Annotated in this window: 14 protein-coding genes; 9 read left to right on the top strand and 5 right to left on the bottom strand. The window is 61.7% G+C overall.

Going from position 1 to position 16268, the window contains the following annotated elements; genetic code table 11:
* Window positions 1-12 precede the first annotated feature (12 nt).
* The 5 genes from LG409_RS00775 to LG409_RS00755 are packed head-to-tail and all read left to right on the top strand — an operon-like array spanning window position 13 to window position 4707.
* A complete protein-coding gene (locus tag LG409_RS00775; RefSeq protein ID WP_227407426.1) occupies window positions 13-798 on the top strand; it encodes an SDR family NAD(P)-dependent oxidoreductase in 786 nt (261 codons plus the stop codon).
* The gene (locus LG409_RS00770) at window positions 795-2144 is read left to right on the top strand and encodes an NAD(P)/FAD-dependent oxidoreductase (protein WP_227407425.1); all 1350 of its coding nucleotides are present in this window, start codon (window positions 795-797) and stop codon (window positions 2142-2144) included. Before LG409_RS00775 ends, LG409_RS00770 begins: the two co-directional genes overlap by 4 nt.
* On the top strand, window positions 2141-2905 hold the full coding sequence (locus LG409_RS00765; protein ID WP_016915748.1) for a DUF1365 domain-containing protein: 765 nt from the start codon (window positions 2141-2143) through the stop codon (window positions 2903-2905). Before LG409_RS00770 ends, LG409_RS00765 begins: the two co-directional genes overlap by 4 nt.
* Window positions 2902-4170, top strand: coding sequence for an SAM-dependent methyltransferase (locus LG409_RS00760; protein WP_227407424.1), 1269 nt, complete (start codon window positions 2902-2904; stop codon window positions 4168-4170). The genes LG409_RS00765 and LG409_RS00760 overlap by 4 nt, the downstream gene beginning before the upstream one ends.
* Window positions 4171-4215: 45 nt before the next feature.
* Window positions 4216-4707, top strand: coding sequence for a DUF2878 domain-containing protein (locus LG409_RS00755; RefSeq protein WP_040461176.1), 492 nt, complete (start codon window positions 4216-4218; stop codon window positions 4705-4707).
* Here LG409_RS00755 and LG409_RS00750 read toward each other — a convergent pair whose 3' ends face one another.
* Window positions 4708-6546 carry a putative bifunctional diguanylate cyclase/phosphodiesterase gene (locus tag LG409_RS00750; RefSeq protein WP_227407423.1) on the bottom strand — a complete coding sequence of 613 codons (1839 nt, stop codon included), beginning with the start codon at window positions 6544-6546 and terminating at the stop codon, window positions 4708-4710. It lies immediately after the preceding gene.
* A 277-nt stretch (window positions 6547-6823) separates the two neighbouring features.
* Here LG409_RS00750 and fabA point away from each other — a divergent pair, with 277 nt between their 5' ends.
* A complete protein-coding gene (gene fabA / locus LG409_RS00745) occupies window positions 6824-7339 on the top strand; it encodes a 3-hydroxyacyl-[acyl-carrier-protein] dehydratase FabA (protein ID WP_039180752.1) in 516 nt (171 codons plus the stop codon).
* Window positions 7340-7351: 12 nt separating this feature from the next.
* Window positions 7352-8569, top strand: coding sequence for a beta-ketoacyl-ACP synthase I (gene fabB, locus LG409_RS00740; protein WP_039180755.1), 1218 nt, complete (start codon window positions 7352-7354; stop codon window positions 8567-8569).
* Window positions 8570-8672: 103 nt separating this feature from the next.
* Here the strand turns inward: fabB and LG409_RS00735 are convergent, their stop codons facing one another.
* The 4 genes from LG409_RS00735 to LG409_RS00720 are packed head-to-tail and all read right to left on the bottom strand — an operon-like array spanning window position 8673 to window position 12370.
* A complete protein-coding gene (locus tag LG409_RS00735) occupies window positions 8673-9398 on the bottom strand; it encodes a lysophospholipid acyltransferase family protein (protein WP_039180758.1) in 726 nt (241 codons plus the stop codon).
* Complete coding sequence (locus LG409_RS00730; protein WP_096921667.1) at window positions 9395-10291, bottom strand: sugar nucleotide-binding protein; 897 nt, start codon at window positions 10289-10291, stop codon at window positions 9395-9397. The genes LG409_RS00735 and LG409_RS00730 overlap by 4 nt, the downstream gene beginning before the upstream one ends.
* Window positions 10292-10349: 58 nt before the next feature.
* Window positions 10350-10949, bottom strand: coding sequence for a single-stranded DNA-binding protein (gene ssb / locus LG409_RS00725; RefSeq protein WP_039180763.1), 600 nt, complete (start codon window positions 10947-10949; stop codon window positions 10350-10352).
* Window positions 10950-10990: 41 nt separating this feature from the next.
* A complete protein-coding gene (locus LG409_RS00720; protein WP_039180766.1) occupies window positions 10991-12370 on the bottom strand; it encodes an MFS transporter in 1380 nt (459 codons plus the stop codon).
* Between the two features lie 184 nt (window positions 12371-12554).
* Between LG409_RS00720 and uvrA the strand changes: the two genes are divergently transcribed.
* On the top strand, window positions 12555-15398 hold the full coding sequence (gene uvrA / locus LG409_RS00715; RefSeq protein ID WP_096923357.1) for an excinuclease ABC subunit UvrA: 2844 nt from the start codon (window positions 12555-12557) through the stop codon (window positions 15396-15398).
* A gap of 129 nt (window positions 15399-15527) precedes the next feature.
* Window positions 15528-16265 carry a Crp/Fnr family transcriptional regulator gene (locus LG409_RS00710; RefSeq protein ID WP_039180770.1) on the top strand — a complete coding sequence of 246 codons (738 nt, stop codon included), beginning with the start codon at window positions 15528-15530 and terminating at the stop codon, window positions 16263-16265.
* Window positions 16266-16268 lie beyond the last annotated feature (3 nt).

Here is a 16268-nt window from a genome sequence, read left to right as displayed (position 1 = left end):
AGGAGTCACAGGATGAGCACATGGAAAACGCCCCAACGTATCTGGCTGACCGGCGCCACGTCCGGCATTGGCGAAGCGCTGGCCAAACGCTTGATCAGCGAAGGTCATCATGTGGTCGTCAGCGCCCGTAACCAGCAGGCGCTGGAAGCGCTCTGCCAAGGCGCGCCTCATGCCTACCCCTTGCCACTGGATATCAGCGACCAGCAGGCCGTACTCGCGGCAGGCAAGCAGATAGGCGAATGGCTGGGCGCGCTGGATCTCGCCCTGTTCAATGCCGGTACCTGTGAATATGTGGACGCTCGCCACTTCGACATGGCGTTGATCGAGCGGGTGTTCAAACCCAACCTGTTCGGCACGCTGTATGGCATCGAAGCGGCCTTGCCACTGCTGCGCGCGGCTCGACATGAGGGCAAGCCCGCCAGGCTGGCCGCCACCTCGAGCGCATCGGCCTACCTGCCGCTGCCCCGCGCCGAGGCTTACGGAGCTTCCAAGGCGGCGGTCAGCTATTTTCTGGAATCGCTGCGCCTGGATCTGCATCAGGAAGGCATCGATGTCAGCATCATCCACCCAGGGTTCGTGAAGACCCCTCTCACGGATCGCAACGACTTCCCCATGCCCATGCAGGTCAGCGCGGAAGAGGCGGCCAGCGCCATCATTGCCGGGCTGGTCAAGGGGCGGCTGGACATCCACTTCCCTCGTCGCTTTACCTACCTGGTGAAACTGCTGGGCATTCTGCCACCGGCACTACGACGAACGATTGGCCTGCGCATGACGCGGCAAACCGAGGAGCAACCATGAGCGGTATGGCATCACAGCGCATTGCCGTGATCGGCAGCGGTATCAGCGGCATGGCCGCGGGCTGGTATCTTTCGGCCCAGCACGAGGTGACGCTCTTCGAAGCCGATAGCCGTCTGGGAGGCCACACGGCCACCATGGATGTCGACGTCGAGGGCACGCCCTACGCCATCGACACAGGGTTCATCGTGTTCAACGATTGGACCTACCCGCATTTTCAACGCTTGCTGGAAACCCTCGGCGTCGCCAGCCAGGCCACCGAGATGAGTTTTTCGGTGCATGAGACGGCGGTAGATTTCGAATACAACGGGCACACGCTGGCTTCCCTGTTTGCCCAGCGACGCAACCTGCTCAACCCCTCGTTTTATCGCCTGCTGCGCGATATTCTGCGCTTCAACAAACAGGCCACCGCTGACCTGGAAAGCAAACGCTTGCCTGCCGACATGACGCTGGGAGAGTATCTGGACAGTCATGGTTACGGCAGTGCCTTTCAACGCCGCTACCTGCTGCCGATGGGAGCAGCCATCTGGTCCGCCAGCATTGGCGACCTGCGCGCGTTTCCGCTGACCTTTTTCGTGCGTTTTTTCCGTAACCATGGCTTGCTGTCGGTGAACCATCGCCCCCAGTGGTACACGCTGGTAGGCGGCTCTCGGCAGTACATTCCGCGGCTGACCGCCCCTTATGCATCACGCATTCGCCTCAACACGCCGGTACAGCAGATCACCCGCAGCGCCGCAGGCGTCACCTTGACCACGGCCGCTGGTGAGGAGCATTTCGACCAGGTGGTGATTGCCTGTCACGCCGACCAGGCATTGGCCATGCTGGCCGATCCGTCCCCGGAAGAGCGCGACATCCTCTCCGCCATGCCGTACCAGGACAACGAGGTGGTGCTGCATACCGACACTCGGTTACTGCCCCGGCGTCAGCGCGCCTGGGCCAGCTGGAACTATCGGCTGGATGGACGCGGTGCCGATGAGCGCGTCTCAGTCACCTACAACATGAATATCCTGCAGCGGCTACAGGCAGATACCACGTTTTGCGTCACGCTGAACGATAGCGACAGCATCGACCCAGCCAAGGTGCTGGGGCGCTATACCTATGCCCACCCGCAGTTCACTGTGGCCGGACAGGCAGCCCAGATGCGCCACGACGAGATCTCCTCCGTCGCCCGCCGCACCCATTTTTGCGGCGCCTACTGGCGCAACGGTTTCCACGAGGATGGCGTATGGAGCGCGCTGCGTGTCGCCGAGGCGCTGGGCTGTGACGAAGCCCTGCCACCGCCCACCGCGCCTGCCGCGCTGCCCGCCCACGAACTGACGCCCGGCACTACCGGAGACGGGCTGGGATGAACGCCGACCCTCGCTCGCGCATTTATCGCGGCACGCTGAGGCATCGCCGCTTCACGCCCAGGCACCACGCCTTCAGCTATCAGGTATGGATGGCATGGCTGGATCTGGACGAGCTGCCCACCCTGTTTGACGGCGTGCCTGGCTTCAGTGCCCGTGGCCCCGCCCTGGCACGCTTTCGCCGGGAGGACTATCTGGGGCCTGTTCACCTGCCATTGAAAACCGCCGTGCGCGAGGAGCTGACTCGCCAGCTGGGCAGTGCACCACAGGGGCGTATCTGCATGCTGACGCAGCTACGCACGCTGGGCACCTCCTTCAACCCCATTTCCGTGTATTACGTCTACGACCAGCAGGAGCGCTTGAGCGCCGTGCTGGGAGAGGTCACCAACATGCCCTGGCGAGAGCGCACCTGCTATGCCTGCCAGGTCGTGCCAGAGCGACACAGTCATCACGCCCAATTCGACAAGGCCATGCACGTCTCTCCCTTCAACCCCATGGAGATGACCTACCGCTGGAAATTCAACACGCCAGCGCAGCAGCTGTATCTGCACATGGAGAACTGGCAGCAGGAGCAGCGCCACTTTGACGCCACGCTCACCCTCGAGGCAGCGCCCGCTACCCGCGGCGTTCTGCTGTCCACGCTGGCAAGGCAGCCCTGGATGAGTCTGAAAACGGTCGCGGGAATCCATTTTGAAGCGCTACGCCTGTGGCTGAAGCGCGTCCCCGTTTATAACCACCCTAAGCGCAAGGAGACTTCAAAATGACGACCCTGCGTACGACACCGCCCAATAGCCAACCCACCCGACAGGACCGCTTCACGCGCTGGCTGAAGCCGCGCCTGATGGCACAGCTGGATGCCTTCCAGGGAGGACGCATTACCCTCATCGAGGGCAGCCAGTGCCACCACCTGGGCCAGGAAGGCCCCTTACAGGTCACCGTGGTGATCCGCCACTCTCGCGCCTGGAAGCGCCTCGCCTTTGGGGGCACCGTCGGCGCCGCCGAATCCTATATGGATGGCGACTGGGATGCCGACGACCTGGTGGCGCTGGTGCGCCTGTTTGCTGCCAACCTGGAGCAGGTCAACGGCAAGATGGAAAATGGCAGTGCACGCTTTACCCGCTGGGTGCTGGGCCTCGCCTACCGCTTCCAGCGCAATAGCGTGACCGGTTCAAAGCGCAACATTGCCGCACATTACGATATTGGTAATGACCTGTTTGCCACTTTTCTGGACCAACGCCACTGGATGTACTCCAGTGCCGTCTTCCCCTACCCGGAAGCCAGCCTGGAAGAGGCCTCTACCTACAAGCTCGACCTGATGCTCGAAAAGCTGGACGTGCAGCCAGAGCACCATCTGCTGGAAATCGGCACCGGCTGGGGCGGGCTGGCGATCCATGCCGCCAAGACACGCGGCTGCCGAGTCACCACCACGACCATCTCCGAAGAGCAGCATGCCCACACGGCCCGCCGCATCCAGGAAGAGGGGCTGGAAGACCGCATCACCCTGCTGAAGCAGGACTACCGCGAACTGACGGGGCACTTTGATCGGCTGATTTCCGTGGAAATGATCGAAGCCGTTGGCCATCAGTATCTGGATACTTACCTCGCCAAAATCGACAGTCTACTGACCGACACCGGCCAGGCCATGCTGCAGGCCATTACCATTCGCGATCAGCGCTTCGAGGAGGCCAAGCGCGACATGGACTTCATCAAACGCTACATCTTTCCCGGCGGTTTCCTGCCCTCTCACCATGCCATGCTCTCCAGCCTGACGCGCAAGACCTCGCTGAACGTCATCGCACTGGACGAGATTGGCCCCCATTACGCGCGCACCTTGCGCGAATGGCGGCACCGCTTTGAAGCCCACCTGGATCAGGTGCGGCTGCAAGGTTATGACGAACGCTTCATCCGTATGTGGCGCTACTACCTTTGCTACTGCGAAGGCGGCTTCATCGAGCGCTCCATCGGCACCTGCCATTTGCTGCTGGCCAAGCCTGCCGCCAAACCTCTGCCGCTGACCGGAGCGCTCTAAGTGTCCATCCAGCTGCCTTTCAAGCCTTCGGGCTCGCTGCGTGGCATGCTGTTCAACGCCCTGCGTTTCGAAGCAGGCTGGCTGCTCTGCGTGCTGGGTGGCTCCTGGGTGGCCGCCGCGACGGGTGCCGCATTGCTGAGCTGGCACGCATGGCGCTGTGCGCGCCCTGGAGAGTGGCGCTTCATTGCCGTTTTCGCGCTGCTGGGGCTAATACTGGATGGTGGCTTTCACTTGGCGGGCGGCTTCGACTTCCATGACGATGCGCTGATCGCCGGACTCTTGCCCGTATGGCTATGGATGCTGTGGCCACTGTTCGCCACGCTGGTCTTTCATTCGCTGGCCTGGCTATGGCGCTACCCGCTGATAGCAGCGGCCTGCGGCGCCGTCAGCGGACCACTTTCTTACCTGGGCGGGGCGGCCTTGGCAGGCGTCACCTTGGCTCCCTGGCTACTGCCTGCTCAGGCGGTTACCTGGGGGGCGCTCTGCTGGGGCATCAGCACTTACATGCGCCGCTATCGTGCCGATATCGTAGGCTGATCAGTTGGCCCCTTCCGCCAAGGGTAGCGGTACCCAGCGCTGCTCCAGCTCAGCGGCAGAGAGTGGCTTGGCAAAATAGAACCCTTGCACCAGGGTGCAGCCCGCCTTGATCAGGAACTGGCACTGCTCTTGCGTTTCGACGCCTTCGGCGACGACTTCGAGCTTCATCCCCGCCGCCATGGCCAGGACTGCCGTGACGATGGCGGCATCGGCCTGATCATGCGGCAGCTCGCGAATGAAGGCACGATCCAGTTTGATCTTGTCTACCGGCAGCCGCTTCAGGTAACCCAGCGACGAATAGCCCGTACCGAAATCATCGATGGCAATGGCATACCCTTGGTCGCGTAGCGTCTGCAAACGCGGTCCCATGTCACCGGCCCGCTCGTCGAGCAGCACCGACTCGGTCAGCTCCAGGCCTATCTGGGAAGGCTTTAGCTGATAACGCTCCAGACAGGTCGCCAGCTGCGTTTCCAGATCGCCCTGAAACAGCTGCAGTGCCGAAATATTGATCCACACCGTGACCTTGGGCATGCCGCTGTTCTGCCAGTGGGCCTGCTGGGCACAGGCTTTCTCGATGACCCAGCTGCCCAACTCCGCCATCAGGCCATGCCGCTCGGCCAACGGAATGAAGTCCCCTGGTGAAATCATGCCGTCTTGCGGGTGGCGCCAACGCAGCAGTGCCTCCATACCCATTAGCTCGCCGGTACCGGGATGATGCTGGGTCTGGTAGTGCAGCTCCAGCTGGTCTCCCGAAATTAGCGCCGCGCGCAGGTCACTCACCAGCGCCAGCTGAGGGTTGTCCTGCTTGTCGAGCGCAGGTCGGAAACGCTGGCTATGGTTACGCCCCAGCCGCTTGGCGCTGTACAGCGCAGACTCCAAGCGCTGGAACAGTACGCCGGAATCACGCCCATCTTCGGGAGCCCGGCAACTGCCGATGGTGAGCCCCAGGCGCAGCGACTGGTCGTTGATTTCAAACGGGCGCCCCATATGGTCGCGCAACGTCATGACCCACTTGTCATGGTCATCGAAGGTGGTGGTGCGAATGACCATGAACTCATCGCCGCCCAACCGACCCACGACACTGCCCGCCATGTAACTGGTCAATCGCTGCGCGAAGCGCGCCAGCAGGCGGTCCCCCTGCTCTACGCCCAGGCTGTCGTTGACCGATTTCAAGCCGTCTATATCGATCAGCGCAATATCCAGGCTCTCTCCCGCACGCAGGTGACGCAAGCGAGAGGCCATCAGGTCATGCAGGCGGCGGCGATTGGGCAGTCCGGTCAGGGGGTCTTCATAACCGATGCGGCGCAGGTCGCGCTCGCGGGCCTTCTGCGCCGAAATATCGGTAAACAGACTGATGAAATGGGTGATGCGGCCGCGGCGGTCGGTGACGGCACGCACCTTCAGCCATTCGGGGTATTCGTCGCCATGCTTGCGGCGGTTCCACATTTCGCCTTCCCAACGTCCAGTGGCCTTCAGCGTACTCCAGAAATTCTGATAGAAGGCTTTGTCGTGGCGCGGTGCGGCGAGGGTTTCCAGCTTGCGACCGACCATTTCCTGGCTTTCGTAGCCAGTAATGTCGGTAAAGGCGGGATTGACCATCAACACGCGATTCTGAACATCGCTAATCACGATCGCGTCTCCCGCCAATCCCATGGCATCCAGGGAAAGACGCAAACGAAGGCGCTGCTGACGCACCTGATTCCAGGCATCCCACAAGCCCAGCGAGACCAGGCTGGCCGCGACCATGCGCAGCGCGGCATCCGGGATCCAGACACAGGCAGGCAGCGCAGTCAGCGCCACCCAGACCAAAGGACGATTCATCGAGACAGGCAGCCACATGGCGTTTTTTGTTGTCCTATTCAGCAGTCACTACGTCGGCAACGGTATGCATGACATCATGCCGCCTTACCCCACGCTTGGGTAGATCATATTACGTGAATCATCCGTTGATTAGACAATTTCGCGCATGGAGTGCCGCATCCGTACGCGACCATGGTCGTCATTGGCAGTCACCATACGCCTTAAAAACACAGGATAAGACGCCTGCGGCGTGCATTCAGCGGTTTCGGGAAGTAGACTAGGCGCAACCACCATTTTTGACTTTCGGAACGATTCAGTGACCAAGCAACATTCCTTTGATCGCGAAGAACTGCTGGCCTGCTCACGCGGCGAGCTGTTTGGCCCTGGCAACGCACAGCTGCCTGCCCCCAACATGCTGATGCTTGACCGCATCATTCACATCCATGAAGAGGGCGGTGAGCACGGCAAGGGCGAACTGATCGCCGAGCTGGATATCACCCCTGACCTGTGGTTCTTTGACTGCCACTTCCCCGGCGACCCGGTCATGCCCGGCTGCCTGGGCCTGGATGCCATGTGGCAGCTGGTCGGTTTCTACCTCGGTTGGCTGGGTCACCCTGGCCGGGGCCGCGCCCTGGGCTGTGGCGAAGTCAAGTTCAGCGGGCAGATTCTGCCCGATGCGAAAAAGGTAACGTACCGGATCAACGTGAAGCGCATCATTACCCGTCGGCTCATTCTGGGTATTGCCGATGGCACCGTATCCGTTGACGGGCGCGACATCTACCAGGCTAATGACCTGCGCGTTGGCCTATTCACCTCCACTGCGAATTTTTAACAGGAGGCTTCCATGCGACGAGTGGTAGTCACCGGCCTTGGCATCGTGTCATGCCTGGGCAACGACCAGCAACAGGTCCTGGACGCGCTCAAGAGCGGGCGTAGCGGTATTCGTTTCAAGGAAGAGTATGCCGAGCGCGGCTTCAGAAGCCACGTGGCCGGCAGCGTCGATATCGACCTGGACGCATTGATCGACCGCAAGCTGCGCCGCTTCATGGGTGATGCAGCGGCCTATGCCTATGTCTCCATGGCACAAGCCATCGAAGATTCAGGCCTGACCGAAGCGCAGGTTTCCAACGAGCGAACCGGCCTCATCGCAGGCTCGGGCGGTGCCTCCAGCGCCAACCAGGTAGAAGCCGCCGACGTCATGCGCGAAAAAGGCCTGCGTCGCGTCGGTCCTTACCGGGTCACCCGTACCATGGGCAGCACGGTCTCGGCGTGTCTGGCCACGCCGTTCAAGATCAAGGGCATCAACTACTCCATCTCCTCTGCCTGCGCCACCTCGGCTCACTGTATCGGCAGCGCCATGGAGCAGATTCAGCTAGGCAAGCAGGACGTCGTGTTTGCAGGCGGTGGTGAAGAAGAACACTGGACCTTGTCGTGCCTCTTCGATGCCATGGGCGCCTTGTCGACGCACTATAACGACACCCCCGAGCACGCCTCTCGCCCCTATGATCAAGCACGTGATGGCTTCGTCATCGCGGGCGGCGGCGGCATGCTGGTCCTTGAAGAGCTGGAGCATGCCAAGGCACGCGGCGCCAAGATCTATGGCGAGCTGGTCGGCTACGGCGCCACCTCCGATGGCCATGACATGGTCGCCCCTTCTGGCGAAGGCGCCATGCGCTGCATGCGTCAGGCCATGGCGACCGTCGATGGCAGCATCGACTACATCAACACCCACGGCACGTCGACCCCCGTGGGTGATGTTGCCGAATTGAAAGCGATTCGCAGCGTCTTTGGCGACACGACACCCGCCATGAGCTCTACCAAGTCGCTGACGGGTCACTCGCTGGGCGCCACCGGCGTGCAAGAGGCCATCTACTCGCTGCTCATGATGCAGCACCGCTTCGTGGCGGCCTCTGCCAATGTCGAGCACCTGGACGAGCAAGCCGATGGCTTCGATATCGTGACCCAGCGTCGCGATGACGCCACCATCGACCGCGTGCTGTCCAACAGCTTTGGTTTTGGCGGCACCAACGCCTGCCTGGTATTCCAGCGCTATAACGGCTGAGCCGGTCTCGACGATCAACACAAACGGCGCCCAAGGGCGCCGTTTGTGTTGGTGCAACGTGTGTGCCCCGGTTGCCAGGGCACTGGCTTCAGGGCACCGGCGTTCAGGGCCTGGGCACCTCGGAGATCTCACTCAGCTGGCCCTCGATCCAGGCTTCCACATCGGCCAATACTTCATCCGGGGTACGCCCTGCGGTCTCGATGGGCGGACCAATGCGTACACGCAGGACACCCGGACGCTTGACCCACTGCCGCCCCGGCCAACGCTCACCGGCATTGTGCGCTACCGGCAGCACCGGCACACCGGCACGACAGGCCACCACGCTACCGCTTTTGTTGTAGCGCTTGCGAACGCCTGGGTCGACACGGGTCCCTTCCGGAAAGATCAGCACTGAGAGTCCACTGTTCAAACGCTCCACCCCCTGCGTCAGCACCTGCTTCATGGCCCGTGCCGGCTTGGAGCGATCCAGGCTGATGGGACGCAGCAAACGCAGCCCCCAGCCAAATACGGGAATGCGCAGCAGCTCTCGTTTGAGCACGGTGCAGACCGGCGGCTTCATGACCTGCAGGAACAGCGTTTCCCACTCACACTGATGGTTGGCCTGAATGACGCAGGGCCCCGCGGGAATATGGTCACGCCCTTGAATATCGTACCGTACGCCACAGGCCAGCCGAAACCAGACCATCAGGAAGTAGTTGTAGAGGTTCAACAGACGATAGCGCGCCGCCAGGGGAAGAAACGGCGCAACGGGCAAGAACAGCACACCAATCAGCAGCATGGCTGAAAAATAGCCCAGATAGAACACCAGGCTGCGTACCACATTCATCAAGCGGACTCTCCTGTTCCTGGTCCTGCATCCTCCGGCTGGGTGCGCGTCAGGCACCAGGCATCCAGCATTCGCCCGACTTCCAATCGCCAGGGCTTCTGGTGCACCCCAAAGACGTCCAGGACACGGCGGCAGTTCAGTACCCGCCGCAGCTTGGCATCGTGATGGTGGTTCAACGCTTGCACCTCACCCAATGCGACCTCCTCGCCACGCCCTTCGAGATGGGTGACCAACTGGGTACGCACCATGGAAGCAAACGTGAAAGCGCTGACCGGCTCGGTGCCCGCCAGGTGATACGCCCCCCAGGCATCGGCCCCGCAGGCTTGCTGCTGGAGCATCCCCACCAGCGCCATGGCCACGGCATCGGCCGAGGTAGGACAAAAAATCACGTCTTCTGCCGCACGCACGGGCTGGCCTGCCACAAAGCTGTCGATCACTTCATTGAGCCAGGCATGGCTGCCTTCCAGGGCGAACAGCGGCCCTAGCCGCACGATCAGGTGGCGGTGATACTCCGCGCGGATACGGTCACCGGTCTGCACCAGGCGACGCAAGCACTCATCGCGCGGGGCGGGCACGACATGCTCGTCGATCGGGATCTCGAATCCCTCTTCGTAGAGCTGGTCGGACACACACCAGACCAGCGCGATGCCTGCCACCTGGCAGGCATCGACACACTGGTCCACCGCATCCGCATGGGCATAGACATCCGCTGGCGTCATGCTTAACGGATGCGACAGCGGTGGAATGATCACCGCATCGGGCGCGATGGCCGCGAGCTGATCCGGAGAAACACTCAAGCCCTGTTCAATCACCAGCTCGGTGTCCGTGCGCCGACTCGCCTCACGGGCCAGCGCCAGGCTCAAGCAGTGCCCTGCGTTCAGTATTAGCAGCTTCAAGACAGACCCTCTTTCTCAACCCGATAGCATCGCGGCAGCACCCCGCGGGGCATGACGATCAGAACGGAATTTCGTCGTCAAAGTCGTCGAAGTTACCCGGATCCGGAGCGCCGTAGCTGCTGTTTTGCTGATGCGCGGGAGGCTGCTGCTGAGGCGCCGCGCCGCCACGCTGAGGCGCGGCATTCTGTTGCGGAGCGTAGCCACCCTGTTGAGGAGCCTGCTGCGGTGGCTGCTGATAATGCTGCTGCGGTGGCGCAGACTGGGCCGGCGCTTGCTGGGCATAGCCACCTTGCGGAGCACCTCCCCCCTGGTAGTCACCACTGCGGCCATCCAGCATCTGCATGTCGTTGGCGACGATTTCGGTGCTGTAGCGTTCCTGACCGTTCTGATCCTGCCATTTGCGCGTCTGCAGGCGACCTTCGATATAGACTTTGGAGCCTTTTTTCAGGTACTGCTGCGCAATTTCCGCCGTTTTGTTGAACAGCACCACGCGATGCCATTCGGTACGTTCCTGACGCTGACCGCTCTGGCGATCCATCCAGGTGTCCGAGGTGGCCAGATTCAGGTTGGCCACTGCGGTACCGGACGGAGTGAAACGCACTTCCGGATCCTGGCCCAAATTACCAATTAAAATGACTTTGTTAATACCGCGCGCCATAAGGTCGCTCCTTGTCGTATACGGTGATGGTCTCTCATTGATCAGGACCGCGGTGGCGGAATCAATCGGGCGAGTGCCGCCTGATCAAGCTCTTTGCGATTCACTTTCAAATACACCAGGCGCTCTTCCGGCACGACCATGACGTCTTCGACACCGGCCACATCGGCAAGGTGCTCCATGAGCAGGTCCATGGCATCGGGCTGGGTATCATGCAGCGCCACCACCTCACTGGAGAGCGGCGGCGGTGACGGCATGCCGCACATGGCCAGCCACCAGCCAAGCGCCAGCGCCGCGCAGCCGATGAACACCGCGTCCAGCCCCCAGGTGTGCGCCAGCCAACCGCCCAGAGTACCGCCTAGAAACGCACCCAGAAACTGGCTGGTGGAGTAGACGCCCATGGCGGTGCCTTTTGCCCCGGCTGGCGCCAGTTTACTCAGCATGGACGGCAGGGTGGCCTCCAGCAAATTGAAGCCGGTAAAAAACACCAGCAGCCATACAAACAGCCCCTGCCCCTGGGAGAGCGGTAGACCAAGCGCCGCCAAGCTGAGCACGATGGCACCAATGGCCAGCAGGCACATCAGCTTCATGCGTTGGCGCTTCTCGGCCACGATCACCAGCGGCACCATGGCGACAAACGACAGTCCCATGATGGCCAGATAGGCCAGCCCATGGTACTCCACCGCCACTCCAGCGTTCAGCAACCTGAACGGCACGGCCACAAAAATGGCCATGAGGACCAGGTGCAGGGCAAAGATCGATACGTCCAGGCGCCACAGGTCTGGGCGGGTAATGACGCGTTTGAATTGCTGGCGATCCAGCCCGACATCGCGATGTCGCAGACGCCGGGGAGCTGGCGGCACCCAGCGCCACAGCACCAGCAGGCCCACCAGGGTGAGCAGCGCCGTGAACCAGAACAGGCTCGACAGCCCTCCCCATGATGCCAACCAGGGCCCCAGCACCATGGCAATGGCAAAGGACACACCGATGGAGAGGCCGATGGTGGCCATGGCAGCGGTACGCACCTGCTCACGGGTCTGGTCGGCCAGCAGCGCCATGATCGCCGCCGCAATGGCACCACTCCCCTGCAGCGCCCGCCCGACGATCACGCCACCAATGGTGTCCGCCATGGCGGCCACGATACTGCCTGCGGCAAAGATCAGAAGGCCAATGGCGATCACGCGTTTCCGGCCGATCCGATCCGACAGCAACCCGAACGGAATCTGCAGAACCGCCTGAGTCAGGCCATACACACCGAGCGCCAGGCCAACCAGAAGCGGCGTCGCCCCTTCCAGGGTGTCGGCATAAAGGGCCAGCACCGGCAGTACCATGAAGAGTCCCAGCATGCGTGATGCATAGAGACCGGCCAAGCCGCTGATGGCTCGGCGCTCAGTGGCCAGCAACAGTGCAGAAACCTTGCGCATAGAACCCTTGTGTACGATAAGTGGGCCGAACGGCCTGAGATAACCGCCCATTCTAGCGCTTTGTCGGCACGCTGGAAACGCCAACCATGAAATGCCCACCTTGGCGCATCCGCGCGAGACAATTTTGCCGGAAGGGGTACAGCAATCGTATAATTACGCTTTTGCCACGCGATTCGAGGTGTTGATGGACAGCATTCTGGTCAGGGGTGCCCGCACCCACAACCTCAAGCAGATCGATGTGGAGCTGCCCCGCGACAAGCTGATCGTGATTACCGGCCTGTCAGGCTCCGGCAAGTCGTCCCTGGCGTTCGATACGCTCTACGCCGAGGGCCAGCGGCGCTATGTGGAGTCGCTCTCCACCTATGCGCGTCAGTTCCTCTCGATGATGGAAAAGCCCGATGTGGATCACATCGAAGGGCTCTCTCCGGCCATCTCCATCGAGCAAAAATCCACCTCTCACAACCCCCGGTCGACGGTTGGCACGATTACCGAAATCTACGACTACCTGCGCCTGCTGTTTGCCCGTGCCGGCACCCCTCGCTGCCCAGAGCATGGCGAGGACCTGGAAGCCCAGACGATCTCCCAGATGGTCGATCAGGTCATGAACCTGGCGGAAGGCACCCGCTTGATGCTGCTGGCGCCGGTCGTCAAGGGCCGCAAAGGTGAGCATTTGCAGCTGCTTTCCGAACTGCGTGCTCAAGGGTTCGTGCGCGTTCAGATCGATGGCCAGGTGCTGGAACTGGACGACATCGCGCCGCTGGACAAGCGCAAGAAGCACGATATCAGCGTGGTCGTGGACCGCTTCAAGGTACGTGACGATATCGCCCAGCGCCTGGCGGAATCCTTCGAAACGGCCCTGAACCTGGCCGACGGCACCGCCATGGTGCATTTCATGGACGGCGAGCAGGACGACCTGGTCTTCTCGTCCCGCTTTGCCTGCCCCGTTTGCGGCTATTCGCTCTCCGAGCTGGAGCCGCGCATGTTTTCGTTCAACAACCCGGCAGGGGCGTGCCCGACGTGCGACGGCCTGGGCATCCAGCAGTACTTCGACCCGGAGAAACTGATCAGCCACCCCGAGCTTTCCTTGGCGGAAGGCGTGATCAAGGGCTGGGACCGACGCAACATATATTACTTTACTCAGCTGCAGGCGCTGGCCAAGCATTATCGTTTCGAGCTGGAAACACCCTGGCAGGAGCTGGCCCGCCACGAGCGGGACATCATCCTCAACGGCAGTGGTGGCGAGCTGGTCCCCTTCGTCTACGTCGGCGACCGTGGCCGCAAAGTCACCCGTGAACATGCCTTCGAAGGGGTGCTGCCCAACATGCAGCGCCGCTATCGGGAGACCGAGTCCAGCATGGTGCGCGACGACCTGGCCAAGTACATTGCGGTTCAGCCCTGTACCGCCTGCCATGGTTCACGGCTCCGCAAGGAGTCCCGCCATGTGTATGTCGATGACCGCAACATCGCGGATATCGTCCACCTGCCGATTGGCGAGGCGTGGCGCTACTTCGGCGCGCTGGCACTTCCCGGGCGCAAGGGAGAAATTGCCGACAAGATCGTCAACGAGATCCATGCTCGCCTGGAGTTCTTGGTCAACGTGGGGCTTGATTACCTGAACCTCGAACGCAGCGCCGACACGCTCTCCGGGGGCGAGGCCCAGCGTATCCGCTTGGCTAGCCAGATCGGCGCTGGCCTGGTGGGCGTCATGTACATCCTGGACGAACCCTCCATCGGGCTGCACCAGCGGGACAACGACCGTCTGCTCAAGACGCTGGAGCGGCTGCGCGACCTGGGCAACACCGTGATCGTCGTCGAGCACGACGAAGATGCCATACGCGCGGCGGACCACGTGCTGGATATCGGCCCCGGTGCAGGTGTCCATGGGGGCGAGATCGTCGCCCAGGGCACGCCGCAGCAGGTGATGGACAACCCGAATTCGCTGACCGGCCAGTATCTCTCCGGCAGCCGCGAAATTGCCGTCCCGCCTTACCGGATCCCGGGCAATCCCGAGAAGCAACTGGTGGTGCGCGGTGCCACGGGCAACAACCTGCAAAATGTCACCCTCAGCCTGCCACTGGGGCTGTTCATTGCCGTGACGGGCGTCTCCGGCTCCGGCAAGTCGACGCTGATCAACGGCACGCTGATGCCGATTGCCGCCCGTGAACTCAACCGGGCTACCACCCTGACACCGGCTCCCTACGAGAAGGTGGAAGGCCTGGACCAGCTCGACAAGGTCATCGACATCGACCAGAGCCCGATCGGCCGCACCCCGCGCTCCAACCCGGCCACCTATACCGGCATTTTCACGCCTATTCGTGAGCTGTTCGCCGGTACCCAGGAGGCTCGCTCCCGTGGCTACAAACCCGGGCGCTTCAGCTTCAACGTCAAGGGCGGCCGCTGCGAAGCCTGCCAGGGCGAAGGCATGATCAAGGTGGAGATGCACTTTCTGCCGGATATCTACGTCCCTTGTGACGTGTGCAAGGGCAAGCGCTACAATCGCGAAACCCTGGATATCCACTACAAAGGCAAGACCATCCACGAGGTATTGGAGATGACGGTGGAAGATGCGCTGGCCTTCTTCAGCCCCGTGCCCGCCATCGCCCGACGCCTGCAAACGCTCATGGATGTGGGGCTTTCCTACATCCGCTTGGGGCAAAGCGCCACGACGCTTTCCGGGGGCGAGGCTCAGCGGGTCAAGCTGGCGCGCGAGCTGGCCAAGCGTGACACCGGCAAAACCCTCTACATTCTGGATGAACCCACCACCGGCCTGCACTTCGAGGATATTCGCCAGCTGCTGACGGTGCTGCACCGACTGCGCGACCACGGCAATACCATCGTGGTGATCGAGCATAACCTGGATGTCATCAAGACGGCCGACTGGTTGATCGACCTGGGGCCGGAAGGCGGTTCCGGGGGCGGGCAGATCATCGCCGAAGGCACGCCGGAGCAGTTGGCCAAACAGACGGTATCGCATACGGGCCGCTTCCTGGCGCCGTTACTCGAGCGTGGCAACCGCGCCACTCGCTAGGCGTCTCATGGGCCGCTGCTCAAGCGTTGGAGCAGTGGCCAAAAAGTTCAGGAAAAGACGGCCCTGACTGCTTATAGTAAGCAGCGAGACTGCTTAACAATGGTTGTTTTCTGCGAGGAGACACACGCTGTGGAACAGGACAAAAGCTGTATTATCCGCCACTTTAGCCACTACTGCTCGCTCACCGATGACGAGAAAGAGCTGCTGGCCTCGTTGGAAGAGAGCCCCACGTCCATCAAGGCGGGCACGGTACTCTGGGAGATGGGGGCACCGGCCAATGAGTTTTGCACGCTGCGCAGCGGCTGGGCCTACTCCTACCGCCACCTCGAAAACGGCGACCGTCAGATCCTGGAAGTTTTTCTGCCCGGCGACATCATCGGTCTGCGGGAGTTTGCTTTTTCCCAGCGCCTTGAAAACGTCCGCATGATCAGTGACGGCGTGATCTGTCACTTTCCCCACAAGCGTATGCTGGAGGTCTTTCGCGAGTCACTGTCGCTCACGTCGGTGATGTTTGCCATTGCCAGCCGACAGCAAGCGCTGCTGACCGAACGGCTGGTCAACCTGGCACGGCGCAGCGCGCGCAAGAAAATGGCCCATTTCCTACATGAAATGTATCTGCGCCTGCGCCAGACCAACGACGATATCAGCGGGCAGTTCCGCCTCCCCCTGTCACAGGAGCAGTTGGCCGATATCCTGGGCTTGAGCCCGGTTCATGTCAGCCGTACCTTCACCGCACTCAGCGAAGACGGCCTGGTATTTCGTGACCGACACCATGTCACCATTCCGGATCTCGAAGCGCTGGCCACCGAAGGGGAGTTCGACGACTGCTACCTGACCGACAACGTCAGGCCGCTGCTGGAAGCCTGAGCG

It is taken from the genome of Halomonas sp. NyZ770, assembly GCF_020616575.1.
In the GTDB taxonomy this organism is placed as follows: Bacteria; Pseudomonadota; Gammaproteobacteria; order Pseudomonadales; family Halomonadaceae; genus Vreelandella; species Vreelandella hamiltonii.
This window is presented reverse-complemented; position numbering and strand designations above follow the sequence as displayed.